Genomic DNA, 17953 nt, shown 5'->3' on the forward strand with positions numbered 1-17953 from the left:
TCCGCCGCCGCCTTGGCCCTGGCTTCTTCCGCGGCTCTGCGCCGCGCCTCGGCTTCGGCCTTTTCCTTCGCTTCGGCTTCCGCCTTCTTCCGCGCCGCCGCTTCCGCCGCCGCCCTTGCCTTCTCCTCCGCCTCCGCTTTCCTTCTCTGCTCGTCTTTTCGAGCTTGGTCGGCGAGTTTCTTAGCTTCCATTTGCCGCCGGCTCTCTTCGGCGGCCTTCTCGGCCTCGATTTGCTGAGCGCGCCTGGACTCTTCGGGATTCGGGGTTGAAACGGGCTCCGGCCCCGTTTCGGCCGGCGGAGCCGCTTCGGTTTTCAGCCGCTCTGCCTCGGCGGCGATACGGGAATCATCCAAGACCACCGCCTCGATGATGTCGGGCTGGGCCGTTTCCGCCGATCGTTGGGAAGCTTCGAAATTCAGCGCGAACAGAATCAGCAGAACGATGTGGAGCACCAGCGCCAGCGCGAAGGGTCCACGCAGGCTGCGGAGACGAGGATCGGCCATCAATCTTCGACGGGATTCGTCATCAGTCCGACCTGCGGCACGCCGGAGTTTTTGAGCGCGGCCATCACGGTGATCACGCGCCCGTAATCCACGGCCCGATCGCCCCGGATCAGGACGGCGGTGCCTGGTTTTTCAGCGAGGGCGCGGGTCACCTTCTCAGTCAGGGCGGCGGGGTCGACCGGAACGTCTTCCTGGTTGGTCGCATCCAGGTAGAGCTGGCCGTCCTTGTCGATGGTGACGATGATCGGTTTGTCCTGATTCGGGTCGATCGGCCTCGCCTCCGCCTTGGGCAAGTCGACGTCGACGCCGGACTGGAGCATCGGTGCGGTCACCATGAAGATGATGAGCAGCACCAGCGAGACGTCGATGTAGGGTACGACGTTGATTTCGGCCATGGGACGCCTGCGGTTGCCGCGTCCGGCTCCGGTCGAGACGTTCATTTGGTGTGCGCCTGCCGGTGCAGCAGGCTCAGCAGTTCCTCGGTGAAGGACTCGTAGCGGTTCGCCAGCCGGGAAATGTTGGTCGAATACCGGTTGTATGCGATCACCGCCGGAATCGCCGCGAACAGCCCCATCGCCGTCGCTACCAGTGCCTCGGAGATGCCCGGCGCCACCATCGCCAGGGTCGCCTGCTTGACCGAGCCGAGCGAGCGGAAGGAGTTCATGATGCCCCACACGGTACCGAACAGGCCGATGTACGGGCTGGTCGACCCCACGGTGGCCAAGAACGGCAGCCTTTCGTCCAGCTTGTCCAGCTCGCGGTTGAGCGCTACCCGCATGGCGCGCTGGGTTCCCTCCATCACGGCTTCCGGCATGATGCCGCTCTGCTGCCGCAGGCGGCCGAACTCCTTGAAGCCCGCCAGAAAGATGAGCTCCAGGCCGCCACAGTCGTCGCTTTCCGTGGCCAGTTGGCGGTACAGGTCGGCCAGATCGATGCCGGACCAGAAACGGTCTTCGAAAGCGATGGAGGTCTGTTCGGCGCGCCGGATCTCGCGGTATTTGCCGAAAATGAACGTCCAGGAGATCACGGACGCCGCGACCAGAATGAACATGACGATCTGGACGACCGGGCTGGCCTCCTTGATCAGAGTAATGATCGACAGCTCAGAATTCATTTTTGCTCTGAGAGTTGAGGTAGATGAACGGCTAGAATCGAGAGGACCGGCAGGCGGTTCAAGAAGGTGGCCGGCAGGATTTTGCACTCCGGATGCCGGGTAGTTTATGAAATACCGGCCGGGCCTATCAAGCGGCGGCAAAAGCCGGCACGCCGGGCGGATTGGTTCACAAGGCTGAGATGTTAAAATGCGGCGGCCTGATATTCATGGATTCGTCACCCGGCCCGCCCGTCAGCCGCCTGCCACGAGGACCCTCTTTGGAAACCCATGCAATGAAAGAGCCGGACTACAGCCTTTACGTCAAGGCGTTCACCCGTTTATTCGAGGCTTACGACGCCGCCGCCCCTTACCTCGGCCTCACCGACGACTTCAAATACTATGTCAACCGCAAACGTAGCTGGCTGGAACGGCTGAAGTCGCCGGAGTTCCCGGTCGCCTTCCTGGGGGCATTTTCGGCCGGCAAGAGCACCATCATCAACGCCGTGCTCGGCAACGACATCCTGCCGCAGGCCACCAAGTCCTTCACCGCCATCCCCACCCTCATCCGCAAAGGCAAGAGCACCAAGGCCGTCATCCATTATCTGGACGAGAACGAACGGGACGAACTGAAGAACCTGTATGTCGAGGAGATTTCCAAGGAGCTGCGCAAGAGCTGCGACGCCTACCGCAACCTGAGCCGGGGCGAACTGCTGAGCCAGCTCGGCCGGGACATCGAACAGCACAAAGGGCAGTTCGGGTCGTTCAACAAGCAGAAGTTCTTCGACGAGTTGAAAGCCCTCGTCCACGGCTGGAACAAACTCAGCGGCGCGGAAAAGGAAATCGCCCTGGAGGAGTTGCCGCGCTACGTCACCGAAGACTACGAGGACGTGCTTTTCGTCAATCAGGCGGAAATCTTCCTCACCGACGTCAGCATTCCCGAAAACGTGGTGCTGGTGGACCTGCCAGGGCTGGGGGTGGTCAATCCGCGCCATCGCAAGGTGACCAAATCCTACGTGGAAAACGACGCCAAGGCCTTCGTCATCGCCATGAAGGTGTTTCACCTGCTGGAAGGCGAGGAAATCGAACTGCTGGCCGAGATCCACAGCCAGCGCAAGCGCGTGCTGCAGCGGGCGTTCTGGGTGATCAATCAGTGGGATGTGCTGAGTGCCCAGCAAAAGAAGGAAGAGCAGGTCAATTTCGACCAGAAGATCGACCGTTACGGTTTCCACATCGCCAAAGACCGCGTGTTCAAGGTCTCGGCGCTCAACTACCTGCTGCTGAAGCTGATTCAGGACGGTCGGCTGGAACAGAGCGTGAGTGTGCGTGAACATGCGGACGCTCTTCAGAAAGCGCTAGGCAGAATCCCCGAACGTCACGAAGCCGAACGCCATCTCAAGACGCTCGACGAAGCCAAGAGTTTCGCCGCCTTCCGCAGCAGCCTCTTCGACTACCTCGCGCATACGGCCCGGGCCGAATTCCTCGACGAAGCCCGCAGCGAGTACCTGGATCTGGCGAAAAGGTTGCGGGACCACCTCGAACCCCTCCACCAGCGCTACCTCAACACGAGCGACGACAGCATGAAAAACACCTTCATCGCCAGCGAGTTGTCGCGTCGTCAGGACGAAGTCCTGCGGCGCCTGCGTTCCACGGTCGAAGAGCACGTCAAGGCGTTGCGGACCGAGGTGCTGCCCGAGTTCGTGTTTTGGCGCGACGAGGACCAGGAGCAGCTCGGTCAGCAGATCACCCATGCGATCGACACGCTCGATCGCAAAGCGCTCAAAAACGAGCTGCTGAAGGGCCTGGACCTGCATAGCGTGGTCAGCCGCCTGCCGCACAAGATCGAGGAAAATCTGCACATCCAGCACACCTTCCGCTGCCAGTTGCAGCACCTGCTGGAGGAACAGATGGTGCGCCGTCACCTGGCACAGTTGCTCGAAGACATCTCCGCCACCGACGCCCTGCCGCCCGAGGTGCTGACAGTACTGCAGGACCGTCTGAGCGGCCGCGACATGCTCAACCGGCTCAAAGGGATGTGCGACGTGTTCCTGTTCGAATACGGCGAGGTCATCGACGACCTCGGCCGCGACATCATGGCCCAGGACACCGGCGACGCCGGCCGCAGAAGGGACGATATCCTGGAGCAGGTGCAGAAAAACGGCGACCGCGCGCTGGAAATCGCCCGAAACCTGCATCTGATCGGCCCCGGCGAGGGAGCGCAGCAAATGCTCGCGCTCGGTCTGGACAAACTGCGCCGCATTCAGGACAGCCTGGCCGACCCGAGGAGCGGCAGAGCCGAAAGCGCGCCAGTGCAGCCCGCGGCCGCGACGATCCGCGGCGACGAAATCGACCGCGCGCTGGACCGTTACAAAACCGGCCTGCTGGAATACACCCGCCGGCAGCAGTTGCAGATCAACAAGTTCGCACGGCGGGGCATCAAGAATTATTTCGAGGAACTCGAAGGCGAACTGCTGGGCTATTTCGACTCCATCAAGGGAGAAATAGCCAAGACCATCATGAAACAGCTCACCCGCGACCTCGACGCCGAACTCAAGGCCGAACTGGACAAGCAGCGGGCGATCCGGGACGCCTACGCGGTCGTGACGTCCGCCGTCGGACCGGACGCCGCTCGAGGTCCCCTGAAAAACCCCTCCACCGCGTGAAAAAGTGGGCCTGGGCCGGGGTGCTCGCGGCCGCCTGCGCCGGCTGCGGAACCGAACGCACCTGGATCTACCGGCCCGAAACGGCTGCGGCACGCAGCCCGCTGCTCGTTCTGACGGTTGCGGTGCCGCCCTTCCAGGATCTCCGCGCCAACGCGAACACGGACGAACTGATGCATTACGCCATGCCGGTGTTCCCCTTCGGCTGGCAGAACCTCTCGCATCCAGAGTACGCGCAAAGGCACGCGAACACGGGGCCATGGCTGTGGAAACCGGACGAGGACCTGGCGCAGGCCACCGTAGCGGAAATCGACCGGGCCAGGATATTCGGACGGGTAACATTCACCCGGACCGGGGGTGACGCCGACCTCAGGCTCGAAGGCGCAGTGAAATCGACCCAGTACCGTTCGAAGACCTTCGGCTACGGCCTGTCGGTCTTTGGTCCGCTGTTCTGGATCCTGGGCGCGCCATCGGACAGTTTCGAGAACGAACTCATCCTCGGCTTCAGGCTCGTCGAGAGCGGCAACGGCAAGGTCCTGTGGGAAAAGGAGTATTCCCGACGAATCGGCAAGACGAGCTGGATCTACGACGTCCAGGACGATTTCCGCTATCCCGAACTCGCCAAAGCCATCCTCCGGCAACTCTCGGAGGACCTTGCGGCCGTTGCTGACCTCGGCCCGTCGATGACTGCAAATCGATCCGCCGGCAGTGGCAGCTCCGCTGCTCTCCAAAATCAGCCTTCACCCCTCAGCCGTTTCAGTAAGGCGGCCGGCAAGGCCTGCGGCCGGAAACTGTCCGCGGCCAGACAGACGATGCCGACCCGCCCCTCGCACAACGTGACGTCGCCCCTCATCACGCGCTGCACGAAACTGAAACTTGCCGGCCGTGCTTCGACCAGATCCGCGCTGACCCTCAAGGCGTCGTTGAACCGGGCGGGCTTGAGATAATCGACCTGGACCGAGCGTACGGCGAAGATCACGCCCAGTTCCTCGCGCAGACTGTCTTGCTCGAATCCCAGCGCGCGCAGCCATTCGGTACGGGCACGCTCCATGTATTTGAGGTAATTGGCGTAATAAACCACGCCGCCGGCATCGGTGTCCTCGTAGTAGACCCGCACCGGCCAGCCGAATTCTTCACTCATCGCCGAACAGTTCCTCGTTGACATTCGTCCTCTGCGGCGGCTTCAGCCCGAAATGGAGATAGGCGTTGCGCGTGGCGACGCGGCCGCGGGGCGTCCGCATGATGAAGCCCTGCTGGATCAGATAGGGCTCCAGCACGTCCTCGATGGTGCCGCGCTCCTCGCCGATCGCCGCGGCCAGATTGTCCAGGCCGACCGGGCCGCCTTCGAATTTTTCCATCATCGTCAGCAGCAGACGGCGGTCCGACTGATCGAAGCCGTTCGGGTCCACGTCGAGCATTTCCAGCGCCTTCCCGGCCACTTCACCGGTGATCCGCCCGTCGGCCATGACCTGGGCGAAGTCGCGGACCCGCCGCAGCAGGCGGTTGGCGATACGGGGGGTGCCGCGGGAACGGCGCGCCACCTCCGCCGCGCCCTCCGGCGTGATCTCGCTGCCCAAGATACGGGCCGAGCGGGCGACGATCCTGCTCAACTCTTCGACGCTGTAGAATTCCAGCCGGTGCACGATGCCGAAACGGTCGCGCAGCGGCGATGTCAGGAGCCCGGCGCGGGTGGTGGCGCCGACCAGCGTGAACGGCGGCAGATCGAGCTTGATCGAACGGGCGGCGGGGCCTTCGCCGATCATGATGTCGATCTGGTAATCCTCCATCGCGGGGTACAGCACCTCTTCCACCACGGCGCCGAGTCGATGGATTTCATCGATGAACAGCACGTCACGCGGTTCGAGGTTGGTCAACAGCGCCGCCAGATCGCCGGCCTTCTCCAGCACCGGCCCGGATGTATGGCGGACATTGACGCCCAGCTCGTTGGCGATGATGTTGGCCAGCGTGGTCTTGCCCAGCCCCGGCGGGCCGAAGATCAGGACGTGATCCAGCGCCTCGCCGCGCCCCAACGCCGCCTGGATGAAGATCGCCATCTGCTCGCGCATCGCGCGCTGGCCGACGTAATCCTCCAGGCGCTTGGGCCGGATGGCGCGGTCGATCGCCTCCTCGTCCCACTGGCCCGCCGCGCTCACCAGCCGCTGCGTCGTCACTCGGGCCGCCCTCAGCGTACCGCCGACTGCAACGCCGCCCGGATCAGATCCTCCGCGCTGCGCCCTTCGGCGGCCTGCCTGGCCACCAGCGTATTCGCCTCCTGCGGCTTGAAGCCCAGCGCGATCAGGGCACTCACGGCCTCGTCGGCAGGATCGGCGGCCGGCAAGGGCGCTGCGCCGCCGGCGAAGCTGGCCGGAGCCAGAGACGGGACGCCGATATCCAGCCGATCCCGCAGCTCGATGATGAGGCGCTCCGCGGTCTTCTTGCCGATGCCGGGGAGCCGCACCAGACGCGCCGAATCCTGCCGCTCCACGCAGGCGCGGAAATCGTCGACCGAGATGCCGGAGAGGATGGCCAGCGCCAGCTTGGCGCCGATGCCGCTGACCCGGATCAGGCTGCGGAACAGACCCCGCTCGGCTTCCGTGCCGAAGCCGAACAGGCTATGGGCGTCCTCGCGGATTTGAAGGTGGGTGTAGAGCCGCACTTCAGCGCCGATCTCGGGCAAGTTGTAAAAGGTGGACATCGGCGCATCGAGTTCGTAGCCCAGACCCTGCACGTCGATCAGCAAGGAGGGCGCACGCTTGGCCACCAGGAGTCCGCGGATGAAGCCGATCATCGCCGAACCATCCGGCTCATGCGGCTCAGGGTCTGGCGATGGTGCAGATGGCAAAATGCCACCCCCAGCGCATCACTGGCGTCCAGTGCCAAGGGACCAGCCTGACCCAGCAGGAAGCAGACCATGTGCTGCACTTGGGCTTTGTCGGCACTGCCCTTGCCGACCAGAGCGAGCTTCACCTGGCGCGCTGCATACTCGTGCACCGGCAAACCGTGCGCCACGCCGGCGCAGATCGCGGCCCCCCGCGCCTGGCCCAGCTTGAGCGCCGAATCCGCGTTCTTGTGCATGAACACCTGCTCCACCGCCATTTCCTCCGGCCGAAACTCCTCCACGATCCGGCTGATCCCCTCGAAGATCCGGCGCAAGCGCTCGGGAAAATCGTCCGTCTCGGTTCGGATACAGCCCGCTGCCACCAACACCGGTTTGCCCGTCCAGTCCAGGATGCCGTAACCCGTCACCCGGGATCCGGGGTCGATGCCGAGAACGCGGGTCATCGCCCCGGCTTAGCCCAGCTCGGCAAGAATGTCCTCGCTAATGTCCGCATTGGAATAGACGTTCTGCACATCGTCGAGGTCCTCCAGGCGTTCGAGCAGGCGGATCATCTTTTCCGCGTCCTCCTTGTCGAGCTTCACGCTGGTACTGGCGCGCATGGTGACTTCGGCCGATTCCGGCGTGAGCCCGGCGGCCTCGAGCGCATCGCGTACCGCCTCGAACTGGTCGGGAGCCGTGAGTACGTCTACCGAGCCATCCTCGTTGACCACCACGTCGTCGGCTCCGGCATCCAGCGCCGGCTCCATCACCCTGTCCTCACCCAGATCGGCGCTGAAGCTGACGACGCCGGTCTTGCTGAACAGGTAGGCCACCGACCCGTCGGTTCCCAGGTTGCCACCCGCCTTGGAAAAGGCATGGCGCACCTCGGCCACGGTACGGTTGCGATTGTCGGTCAGGCAGTCGACCAACACCGCAATGCCGCCGGGACCATAGCCTTCGTAGCGGACTTCCTCATAGTTGTCGCCGTCCGCGGCACCCGAGCCTTTCTTGATGGCACGCTCGATGGTGTCCTTCGACATATTGGCGACGAGCGCCTTGTCTATGGCTGTGCGCAGACGCGGATTGTTGCCGGGATCGGGACCACCGGTGCGCGAAGCTACGGTGATTTCGCGAATCAGCTTGGTGAACAACTTGCCGCGCTTGGCATCCTGGGCCCCCTTGCGGTGCTGAATATTGGCCCATTTGCTATGACCCGCCATAGTACTTCTCAAGACCTCCCATTGAGTGAATCGCCAAAGTCTAACATTGTGGGCTAGCGCGAAGCGACCGGGAGTTGGATCACCCCCGGCAAAGGGTGAGCGCGAGTGAACTGAACCACCCGGGGTTTCGAGGAGGCTTTTTCCCTCGAGAGAATGAAGCCACGAGCAGACCCGACGAGCATCCCCCGCGAAGTCCATGGACGCGCCGTCCGCCTGGTGCAAGAGCACCGTGGCGAGCATCCCTGGCTGGGGGTGGCCCTCGAGTCCTGAACACTTTCATCGACAGCACCGGGATAGCCACGGGGTCGAGCCGATCCGCAAGATCTTGCGGATCGTCCGAATCCGCCGCGGGTGCCGGACTTCCCCTCCGTCTCGGCCGAAGCCGGCAACGGCCCGTACAAGACCGAATCGATCCACCGCCGAGCGCCGTGGAAGAACGGGGAAGCGGGCGTACTCGCTACCCAGGAACGGGTGGTCTGGTTCAATGACCACCGGCTACTCGCATCCGTCGGCTCTGTCCCTTCCGCCGAGGCTGAGGCACGCTCCCACCGTCAGCTCGCCGACAACACCGTGTAGGTCTCTCGACTCAAACCCGACGGCCTCCCCAGAACCCGGGGGAGGTTCACTTCCCATGAATCATCTATTGGAAAGTGGCGTTGACAGTCCTCGCCCTGTCCATCAACACGGTGCAGGTCCTGCTGGTGCCCGTACAGTCACCGCTCCAGCCAGTAAATTTCCGAAATATGAATGGCGATGCCGTCAATGTGACCATCGATCCTGAAGCGAACGACGCGCTTGCGGAACTGCAAGAAGTCCCGCAACTGATCCCTGAAGGCGAACTACTTACCGCTCCCCTGCTGGAGTTGGTTTTGGTAACCGAAAGAGTGTAAGCCGTGGGTGCTGGGCTCGGACTCGGACTCGGACTCGGGCTCGGGCTCGGGCTCGGGCTCGGGCTCGGGCTCGGGCTCGGGCTCGGGCTCGGGCTCGGGCTCGGACTCGGACTCGGGCTCGGGCTCGGACTCGGGCTCGGGCTCGGGCTCGGACTCGGACTCGGGCTCGGGCTCGGACTCGGGCTCGGACTCGGGCTCGGGCTCGGGCTCGGACTCGGGCTCGGGCTCGGGCTCGGGCTCGGACTCGGGCTCGGACTCGGACTCGGGCTCGGACTCGGGCTCGGGCTCGGACTCGGACTCGGACTCGGACTCGGACTCGGACTTCCGGAACAGCTTGCCGGCACGGCAAATCCATTGGCCGGCGTCGTGCTGTTTGCGCCGCCCGGCACGGCGTTGGTACCCAAACCGAACGCTGCAAACGTATTCCAAATCATGCAGACATCCTCACCACCGAAATGGGCCGCGGCCGATGCAATAATGCCGTCCCGCGCATCGACAAAAGTGGGAGAACAGGCAGTGTATTTGAGACCGTCCACTACATAGAGCAGCGCCCTTTGATTGCCCGCCCATGCGGCGGCATTCGACAGGGCAGGCGGATCCGCAAGATCGGCGCTTGAGCCGTGGGCATCGACCAACCGCCAATACATACGCCACAGCACTTCCGCCCAAACCGAACCTACGCCATGCGGGATCGCCAAGCCATTGATGGACGCATAGTTGAAGTCATTGATGGCTGAATCGGTACTGTAGGGTTTGGGCCGAATCCCGTCCCCGTCCGGGGGCTGGCCGAACAAATATTTTCCGAAGCCTCGTTTCATGGTTCCGCTGTCTCCCGGGCGAACCGTGAAAACGAGCCCGAAGAAATCGCTCCAACCCTCTCCAGGTTGCTGATCGTTATTGAGGCACGAAACATTCGAGGGTCCACCGACCAGCCGATTCGTCACGCCATGGCCATACTCATGCACGATGACGGCCCCTTCCAGATCCGCGTCGTGCGCAGGAAAAAAGCTCGAACCGTCGATGGCCCTGCTGCATACGTAGAGCTGCATGCGCGGCGGACTCCCATCCGCAGGCGTCAAAAAGTTGGCGTTGCAGGAACCGCCACCGTCCTGCGCTTCAGCCCGCAAATAATCGTTGCCAGCGCCACCCTTTCCGAAATTGTTGATTTGGAAATTACCGTTTGCCTCGTCGAAGCCGTAACGGTAAAAGATGTCGTGTGCCAGATTCGTCCAATAGAACAGATTGGTCGTGGCGGCCGATCTGTAATTCGCCGGAGACAGAGAGAGATCCATTGGAAAAGCGCAGGTCAGGGACGCGCCGCAATCCGGCTGCGCTCCCGTGGGAGAGTTAAAACCAAGTACGTCCAGATAGGCATACACATTATTGCCGCGCAAAGCCGTGTAAGCGGCCGAACCCGTGTCGTGCCAGCCCAGCGGAGACGCCAGGGGATCCGCCGGGTCGCTCAGAGTCTGGCGCCCGTCGAGCGGCGGTGCTGGCGAAGCCTGATCCGGACTTTCAAACGGCTGCGGATAGACCTGGTAATTGGCCGAGGCTATCCAGTCGAATCGCGTCCAGACTTTCCCGGACTTGGCATCGACCGTAAAGTCGTAGACATGCTGGCCATCGGGTGTGTGAATCTGGAAATTCCAGACCAGACGCGTGAGCTTGTCCCTGATCGGCAGCCACATCAGCCGCATCACTATGTCTTCGGTGGACAATTCGGGCTCGGTGAGCCGCGTCGTCTGTTGAGGATCCGTGCCTGACTCGAAAACCTCGGGTGGAGTTTGAGTCGAAATGCCCAGGTGCTGGGCTGCCGCCGTAACGGCCTGACTCGCCGACAATGTGGGCCTGGTGAAAGCGAGCGAGGCGGCCAAACCCCGCATACCGTTGTTGCTGATGGACTGCAGCCGGCCTTCTCCGTCGATATCGACCTGCAACTGGCCGTCATAAACGGGTATGCCTTGCCGCCGTTGCCGCAGATAGACGTGACTGGCACCGTTGTCCCGGCTGACCACCTCATCCGTCACTTCGAGATCCGCGTCGTCTTGTGCGGTCAACCCGAGCAACTGCCGGTAGTCGTCGAGAAATTTACGGGCACGGGTGACAGGTTGATATCCGGGTTGCGCCCCGTCGAACGGCCCGACGAATCGCCGGATTCGGCGGGCTGTACCTCTTGCCGTGGAATATTCAACCTCCGCATCCTTCACCCGTTGGCGCAGGTTCTTTTCTGCAGTCTCCTGGTCACTGCTCTGCTTCGCCCGAAAACCACGGTTGTAGTCCTCGCGGGCATCGAAGTTACGGGGGATGTCCTCTGATTGCGCGGCATGAGCGGCCATGTTGGCCGAAACGAAAACTGACAAAACCAAAAATATGACGAAGAGCCGTATCTTTCTCAAGGAATTCTGGGATAGCATTAGGCGTCTCTCCGCGAAATGGAGCACGGCAGATCAGGGACCATTTAGGCTCAACGGGCCAGAATGAATCAGTGATCAACCCTGCAAATCGAGAGCAAGAGCCGATAAATCAGGAAGCTATCGCCACCCCAAAATCCAGCAAACACGCTTTGTGATAACGGTGGCCAATGGCAGAAATTGCGGGGTGAAAGAGGGGGCGCATTCGCCCCCTCTCCGGAACGTCCTAACTCAGCCGGCCTTATTATTGCGGGAACTGGGACACCTTGGTGCCATCGCCGAGTTCGGCAGCCAGGGCATTCTTGACGTCGTCGACAGACGGGTTCCCGTTCAGCGGGATTCCGGACTCAAGGAGCAACACCGCCGGCAGCAGCCCCTCGCTGTCGCAGGTGTACATCAGACTATTGAAGGGGTTGGCCGTCTTCTTCTGCCAGATGCTGATCTCACAGGCGGAAGGATGGGTACCGAACGGGCCATTGAGTTCGTTGTCCACCCGCACGAATGCAATCCAGTTGCCGGCCGGGTTGATCATGAACCATCCGATGTTGAAGGGCGACGGAGTGACGACGTCGCAGATTTCAATGTGGGGCGGAGGAGACATGAAGCCCAGATTCTCACCCCGGATCGCAACCCAGCTCTGGTTAAAAATCTGGAACGGCGTGACACGCTCGATGCCGCAGTCATAGGGACCTGCTACGGCAGTCTGAGTCATTCCCCCCAGAGAACAAATGGTACCGGCAATCGCAAATGCTTTGGCTAATTTATTCATGACATACTCCCATCATTAGAAAAGAAAGAGTGCTTCACAACCTCAAGACAGAAACATCCCTCTTGTGACGGCTAGAACATTGGTAACAGTTCATGTTACCGACTCCACTTTTCCTGTGGCGACGGAAAACCTATCAGCTTAGGCAGATCACGTCAACCAAAAATATATCAAAGTATTATTTTGATTAATAAATATATTTTACATTACATGAAATCATGTTATTCGACATATAACTGTAACTGTTCACTAATTTCAGCCTCTCCGCCAAGCCATTTCTTCAACGTTGGACGTAGATGTTACGTCCCAAGTAACCACATTCCGCGAAGGAGTAAGGCGTCCTTGAAGACCATGATCGAGGCGGCACCGTTCCGCATCCAGAAGTGCCTGAACGATAACGGCTCGAAGTTCACCGACCACTTCCTGGTCAAGGCCCCGCAACCGATGGGGATCCACCCGTTCGATCAGGCCGGCGCCGAGCACACCCCTCGAACTCTGCTCGATTCCACCCCGTCAGCCGCAAACCAACGGCAGGCATCGCGCCCAGCTCTCTTTCACAAACAAGGGGTCACCATCTCACGGAACTTGACATGTAATTTGACACCAGGCCCGTTTGCAACCGAGGAACGGGGAGGCTGGCCCGAGGGTCTGGGCAACGTGCTTCAAGTCGTCGAGAGACACGTGGACTTCAAAAGCTGGTCATGGTTCCCCGGCGACACTTCACCGCAGAGGAAAGGAAACTGACCGAGACGCAACGACGCCTGCGGAGTGGAAGCCCGCCCACCGTCGGCAGCAAGTTTGAACGGAAGGGTTCCGCTGCCATCCTTCTCGCCCTGCCGCTCTTCAAATGTCCTCCCCAAGAAACCCGCCGCTCTGGTGCGCCCAAAGCCGGGCGTAGAGACCTCCCTGCGCAAGCAGGCTCCGGTGGCTGCCTTCTTCCACGATTCTTCCCCGATCCAGGACGACGATCCGGTCCAGGGCGGCCAGCGTGGATAGGCGGTGCGCGATCGCCACGACGGTCTTGCCCTGCATCAGGCAGTACAGGCTGGACTGGATCGCGACTTCCACCTCCGAATCGAGGGCGCTGGTGGCTTCGTCCAGGATCAGGATCGGCGCGTCCTTGAGCATCACCCGGGCAATGGCGATACGCTGGCGCTGGCCCCCGGAAAGCTTGACGCCGCGTTCTCCGACGTGGGCATCATAGCCTTTTCGGCCTTGGGGATCGGCGAGACCGAGGATGAAGCCGTGCGCTTCGGCCTTTTCCGCGGCAGCGATCATGGCCGCCTCGTCGGCGTCCGGCCTGCCGTAGGTGAGGTTGTCACGCACCGAACGGTGCAAGAGCGAGGTGTCCTGGGTCACCATGCCGATCTGCGCCCGCAGACTGTCCTGCGTGACCTGCGCGATGTCCTGCCCGTCGATCAGGATGCGGCCGCTATCGGCGTCGTAGAACCGCAGCAGCAGATTGACCAGGGTGGATTTCCCCGCTCCGGAGCGACCGACCAGGCCGATCTTTTCACCGGGACGGATGTGCAGCGAGAAATCCCGGAACACCGGCGGGCCGCCGCCATAGGCGAAGCCGACGGCTTCGAAACGGACATCGCCGCGGCTCACCTGGAGCGCCTTCGCATCGGGGCGGTCGGTCACCGTGTGGCCTTTCGACAGGGTGTTCATCCCGTCCTGCACGGTGCCAACGTGCTCGAACAGAGCGGCCATCTCCCACATCACCCAATGGGAAATGCCGTTGAGGCGCAAGGCCATCGCCGTGGCCGCGGCGACCGCGCCGATGCCCACCATGCCCTGGGTCCAGAGCCATAGCGCCGCGCCGGCCGTGCTGGCGATCAGCAGCATGCTGAGGGAATGGTTGACGATTTCAAAGCCGCTGATCAGGCGGCCCTGCCGGTATACCGTTTCGAGGAACTCCTGCATCGCGCCGCGGGCATACTCGGCCTCACGCCGCGCGTGGGAGAACAGCTTGACCGTGGCGATATTGGTGTAGGCATCGGTGATGCGCCCGGTCATCAGCGAACGCGCATCCGCCTGCCGGGCCGCCACCCGCCCCAGCCGGGGAACGAAGAACCGGAGCATCGCGACATACAGCAGCACCCAGCCCAGGAACGGCGTGAGCAGCAGACGGTCGAAGCCAGCGGCCACCAGGCTCATGGTCGTGAAATAGATGACGACGAAAACCAGCATGTCGGTGACGATGAGCACGGTATCGCGCACGGCGAGGGCGGTCTGCATCACCTTGGCGGCCACCCGCCCGGCGAACTCGTCCTGGTAGAAGCTCATGCTCTGACCCAGCATCAGCCGGTGGAAATTCCAGCGCAGCCGCATCGGGAAGTTCCCGGCCAGAGTCTGGTGCTTGATCATCGTTTGCAGCGCGATGACCAGGGGACTGGCCAGCAGCACACCCGCCAGCAACAGCAGGCGGTCCCGTTCATCGGTCCAGAGCCGCTCCGGCGGAATCCGGCCGAGCCAGTCGACGATGTTCCCCAGCATGCTGAACAGCATGGCTTCGAACACGCCGATGCCGGCCGTCAGCAACATCATGCCCGAGATGAAACCGCGCAGCCCCGCCGTGCAGGCCCAGAGGAAGGGCAACAGACCTTGGGGCAGACGCACCGGGGCAGCCTCGGGAAAGGGGTGGAGCAGTTTTTCGAAGAAGCGCAGCACGGGACCAGGGATTCGAATTTTGAATGAGGAAATGTCACGATTGGGAGGACCGGTACCCCGTGTCCCGGAAAACCGCCCTGCAGCCGAGGGCTCCGAAGGAGAGACCCGGAGACGGAAACGGCGGTCTACATCGTCCTCTTCAGCAACGGCCTCAGCGCGGCGAGCGGACGCGTGTTCAGCACGTCGCCCTTCTCCAGCCAGCCGCGCCGCGCCTGACCGACGCCGAAGCGGAGGTGGTCGAAATCCAGCGCGCTGTGGGCATCGGAATTGACACTGACCAGCACCCCTTCGGCCTTGGCCGCCTGGCAATAGGTGTCGAGCAGATCGAGCCGTTCGGGATGGGCGTTCAACTCCAGGTAGCAGCCCCGTTCCTTCGCCTTGCCGATGATCCGCAGCATGTCCACGTCATAAGGCTCGCGCCGCTCGATGAGCCTGCCGCTGGGATGGGCCAGCAGGGTGAAATGCGGATGATCCATGGCCTTCAGGATGCGCTCGGTCTGCCTGGCGCGCGACAGATCGAAGCGGCTGTGGACCGCCCCGATCACCAGATCCAGCCGCCCCAGCAGCTCGTCGGGCAGATCCAGCCGACCGTCTTCCAGGATATCGACTTCGATGCCCTTGAGCAGGGTGATGCCCCGCAGCTCGCCATTGAGCCGGTCGATCTCGTCGATCTGCTGCAGGAGGCGCAGCGGGTCGAGGCCATGGGCGACGGTCAGCCGGCGCGAATGCTCGGTGATGGCGAGGTATTCGAAGCCCCGCTGGCGGGCGGCCTCGGCCATTTCCCGCAGGCTGTCGTGGCCATCCGTGGCCCGTGTGTGGACATGGAGATCACCCCTCAGGTCGCCCAGCTCCACCAGTTCGGGCAGGCGCCCCGCCCGGGCCGCCTCGATTTCACCCCGATCCTCCCGCAGCTCCGGCGGAATGAAGGGCAGCCCCACCGCCCGAAACACCGATTGCTCGGTCTCGCCGGCTATGCGTTTGTTCCCCTCGAACACCCCGTATTCGTTGATCTTCAGCCCCCGCTCCTGCCCCAGCCGGCGGATCGCGATGTTGTGCGCCCTGCTGCCGGTGAAGTAGTGCAGGGCCGCGCCATGACTTTCCGGCTCGACCACCCGGAGATCGACCTGCAGCCTGCAGCCCAGCACGACGCTGCTGCGGGTCGGGCCGTGCGAAAGCACCTCTGCCACCTCGTCGTAGGCGGTGAAGCGCTGCATCACCGGGCTGTCCGCCGCGGCGGTGACCAGGATGTCGATGTCGCCCACGGTTTCCCGTGCCCGCCGGTAGCTGCCCGCCACCACCACATCGTCCACGCCGGGCACGGCGCGCAGCCAGGCGGCCAGCGGCTCCGCGTACTGGGCGGCGGTGACCAGCTTGAAACGCCCCGCTCCACCGCCATGCGTGGCCAGGGCTTCGGCGATGCGGCTCTCGGTTTTTTCGCCGAAGCCGGCCAGCGACCGGATGCGGTGATCGCGGACCGCGCGCTGCAGCTGCTCGACGGTGTGGATGTCGAGTTCATGATAAAGCGCCTTCACGCGTTTCGGCCCCAATCCGGGGATTTTCAGAAGTTCGGTGATGGCCGGCGGCAGTTTCTTGTGGAGCTTGTCCAGCGCCGCGCAGCGGCCGGTCTCGGCGATCTCCCGCATCTTGCCGGCGAGGTCGTCGCCGATGCCGGGCAGCGCGGTCAGATCCTCGCCCTTTTGCAGCATGGTCCGCACGTCCCGACCCAGCTCCTGCAGGGTGCGCGCGGCATTGCGGTAGGCCCGCACCCGAAACACGTTGGCGCCTTCGATCTCCAGCAGGTCGGCGATTTCCTCGAAGATGGCGGCGATATCGGCATTATGGATGGGCATGGCACACTCCCGCGGGATTTCCATGGATTCTGACGAGGCCGGTCCCACACTCCGCCGGCCGGACATCCACCCGCGCCAGCCCGAAGCGATCCACGACCCAGGCGTTGGTAGTCAGGTGCGGGGTGATGCGCTCGACGCTGAACAAAGACTCTTCCCGGCACAGGGCGGCAGGCAGCACGATCTGGTCGGCCAGGTGCTGGTCCAGGGCGGCGCCGGAACGATGGTGCGCCAGCAGCGCCCCGCAGGCTTCCTCGGCGACCCGTTCGGCGGATTTGCCTCTTCGTCCCAGTGCCGTGAAACCGGCCAGGCAGTGATCGTAGCGGGCGGTCAGGAACAAGCCCGCGCCGGCACAGGCCGCTTGCAGTACGGCCGGCTCGATGGCGGCGGCGATGCCGGCATCCGCCAGCACCGCCCGGCCCCGGGCAGCCATGCGTTCCGGAATGTGGGCCGGCAGGTTCGCCGCCAGGGCGCGCCCCGTGACCGCCTGCAAGGTACCGCGATGCCTGGCTTTCAAGGCTTCGAGAGACCGCCGGCCTCCTGCCACCGCCAGCCTGACCTCTCCCTTGCCGACGGGGTACCAGCCGGAGCGGACCAGCGACAGCTCGGCCCGCACACCCATGCGGGCCAAGGTCGGCAGCCAGACCTCGCGGACGTAGTCGAAAGGCGGACTCATCGGCACGTGGGTACCGCCCCTCAGCGAGACCGTCGAAGCGCCCTCGGCCAAGGCCAGCGGCGGCAGAACCGTCTGCAGCACCAGCATGACGGCCCCCGCGCTGCCGCCTTCACGGGCTTCCCCCACGTCCAGGGTGTAATCGCCCGCCCGGACGGGCCTGCCCGGGATGAACTCCAGCGTCTGTGAACCGAGCTCGGCGCCCCCGATCCGGGCGTCGCACAGGAGGGCAACGGCCTTCACGGCGGTGAGGTGCTGGGCCGCCAGCCCCGGCTTCCGGCGCCGGGCCCGGATGTTCTCCAGACGCACCGCGGTACCGGTCAATGCCGCCAGACTCAAGGCGGTGCGGATTATCTGCCCGCCGCCTTCGCCGTAGGAGCCGTCGATACGGAGCAAAGTCAT

The 17953-nt window shown here is 63.2% G+C and carries 15 protein-coding genes and 1 pseudogene; 3 read left to right on the forward strand and 13 right to left on the reverse strand.

What is annotated here, in order from left to right:
• The 3 genes from tolA to tolQ form a co-directional block, all read right to left on the reverse strand.
• On the reverse strand, positions 1-503 hold a 503-nt coding region (tolA, locus tag ACSHWJ_RS02745; RefSeq protein WP_432539256.1), incomplete at its 3' end, for a cell envelope integrity protein TolA.
• Entirely contained in the window at positions 503-943 is a 441-nt protein-coding gene (gene tolR, locus ACSHWJ_RS02750) for a protein TolR (RefSeq protein WP_010960511.1), read from the reverse strand. The genes tolA and tolR, both read right to left, overlap by 1 nt.
• Positions 940-1617, reverse strand: a complete 678-nt coding sequence (tolQ, locus tag ACSHWJ_RS02755) for a protein TolQ (protein WP_010960510.1) — start codon at positions 1615-1617, stop codon at positions 940-942. Before tolQ ends, tolR begins: the two co-directional genes overlap by 4 nt.
• A 272-nt stretch (positions 1618-1889) precedes the next feature.
• Here tolQ and ACSHWJ_RS02760 point away from each other — a divergent pair, with 272 nt between their 5' ends.
• Positions 1890-4256: a dynamin family protein gene (locus tag ACSHWJ_RS02760; protein ID WP_041360950.1), complete on the forward strand. Its 2367-nt coding sequence runs from the start codon at positions 1890-1892 to the stop codon at positions 4254-4256.
• 730 nt (positions 4257-4986) lie between these two features.
• Here ACSHWJ_RS02760 and ybgC read toward each other — a convergent pair.
• From ybgC to ACSHWJ_RS02785, 5 genes are read right to left on the reverse strand one after another with little or no spacing between them, the layout of a single operon-like run.
• On the reverse strand, positions 4987-5418 hold the full coding sequence (ybgC, locus tag ACSHWJ_RS02765; RefSeq protein ID WP_010960508.1) for a tol-pal system-associated acyl-CoA thioesterase: 432 nt from the start codon (positions 5416-5418) through the stop codon (positions 4987-4989).
• Positions 5387-6424 carry a Holliday junction branch migration DNA helicase RuvB gene (ruvB, locus tag ACSHWJ_RS02770; protein ID WP_010960507.1) on the reverse strand — a complete coding sequence of 346 codons (1038 nt, stop codon included), beginning with the start codon at positions 6422-6424 and terminating at the stop codon, positions 5387-5389. The genes ybgC and ruvB overlap by 32 nt, the downstream gene beginning before the upstream one ends.
• Positions 6425-6435: 11 nt before the next feature.
• Positions 6436-7041, reverse strand: a complete 606-nt coding sequence (ruvA, locus tag ACSHWJ_RS02775) for a Holliday junction branch migration protein RuvA (RefSeq protein WP_010960506.1) — start codon at positions 7039-7041, stop codon at positions 6436-6438.
• Entirely contained in the window at positions 7038-7535 is a 498-nt protein-coding gene (gene ruvC / locus ACSHWJ_RS02780; RefSeq protein WP_010960505.1) for a crossover junction endodeoxyribonuclease RuvC, read from the reverse strand. The genes ruvA and ruvC overlap by 4 nt, the downstream gene beginning before the upstream one ends.
• A gap of 9 nt (positions 7536-7544) precedes the next feature.
• Positions 7545-8291: a YebC/PmpR family DNA-binding transcriptional regulator gene (locus ACSHWJ_RS02785; protein WP_010960504.1), complete on the reverse strand. Its 747-nt coding sequence runs from the start codon at positions 8289-8291 to the stop codon at positions 7545-7547.
• Positions 8292-8666: 375 nt separating this feature from the next.
• On the opposite strand from ACSHWJ_RS02785, the pseudogene ACSHWJ_RS02790 reads away from it, so the two are divergent.
• Positions 8667-8867 (forward strand): annotated as a pseudogene (locus tag ACSHWJ_RS02790) (IS3 family transposase); the annotation flags it as partial.
• 64 nt (positions 8868-8931) lie between these two features.
• Here ACSHWJ_RS02790 and ACSHWJ_RS02795 read toward each other — a convergent pair.
• Both ACSHWJ_RS02795 and ACSHWJ_RS02800 read right to left on the reverse strand, forming a co-directional pair.
• On the reverse strand, positions 8932-11595 hold the full coding sequence (locus ACSHWJ_RS02795) for a M36 family metallopeptidase (protein WP_432539257.1): 2664 nt from the start codon (positions 11593-11595) through the stop codon (positions 8932-8934).
• A 241-nt stretch (positions 11596-11836) separates the two neighbouring features.
• Complete coding sequence (locus ACSHWJ_RS02800) at positions 11837-12361, reverse strand: hypothetical protein (protein WP_036246551.1); 525 nt, start codon at positions 12359-12361, stop codon at positions 11837-11839.
• A 339-nt stretch (positions 12362-12700) separates the two neighbouring features.
• On the opposite strand from ACSHWJ_RS02800, the gene ACSHWJ_RS02805 reads away from it, so the two are divergent.
• Positions 12701-13102: a hypothetical protein gene (locus ACSHWJ_RS02805; protein WP_432539258.1), complete on the forward strand. Its 402-nt coding sequence runs from the start codon at positions 12701-12703 to the stop codon at positions 13100-13102.
• A 99-nt stretch (positions 13103-13201) separates the two neighbouring features.
• On the opposite strand, the gene ACSHWJ_RS02810 is transcribed toward ACSHWJ_RS02805, so the two are convergent.
• The 3 genes from ACSHWJ_RS02810 to rtcA all read right to left on the reverse strand — a co-directional run bounded on the left by ACSHWJ_RS02810 (position 13202) and on the right by rtcA (position 17953).
• The gene (locus ACSHWJ_RS02810) at positions 13202-15031 is read right to left on the reverse strand and encodes an ABC transporter ATP-binding protein (protein WP_218797618.1); all 1830 of its coding nucleotides are present in this window, start codon (positions 15029-15031) and stop codon (positions 13202-13204) included.
• Positions 15032-15156: 125 nt separating this feature from the next.
• Positions 15157-16881 carry a DNA polymerase/3'-5' exonuclease PolX gene (polX, locus tag ACSHWJ_RS02815; protein ID WP_432539259.1) on the reverse strand — a complete coding sequence of 575 codons (1725 nt, stop codon included), beginning with the start codon at positions 16879-16881 and terminating at the stop codon, positions 15157-15159.
• Complete coding sequence (rtcA, locus tag ACSHWJ_RS02820) at positions 16868-17953, reverse strand: RNA 3'-terminal phosphate cyclase (protein ID WP_432539260.1); 1086 nt, start codon at positions 17951-17953, stop codon at positions 16868-16870. Before rtcA ends, polX begins: the two co-directional genes overlap by 14 nt.

The sequence above is a fragment of the Methylococcus sp. S1M genome (genome assembly GCF_051295855.1).
Lineage (GTDB): Bacteria > Pseudomonadota > Gammaproteobacteria > Methylococcales > Methylococcaceae > Methylococcus > Methylococcus capsulatus.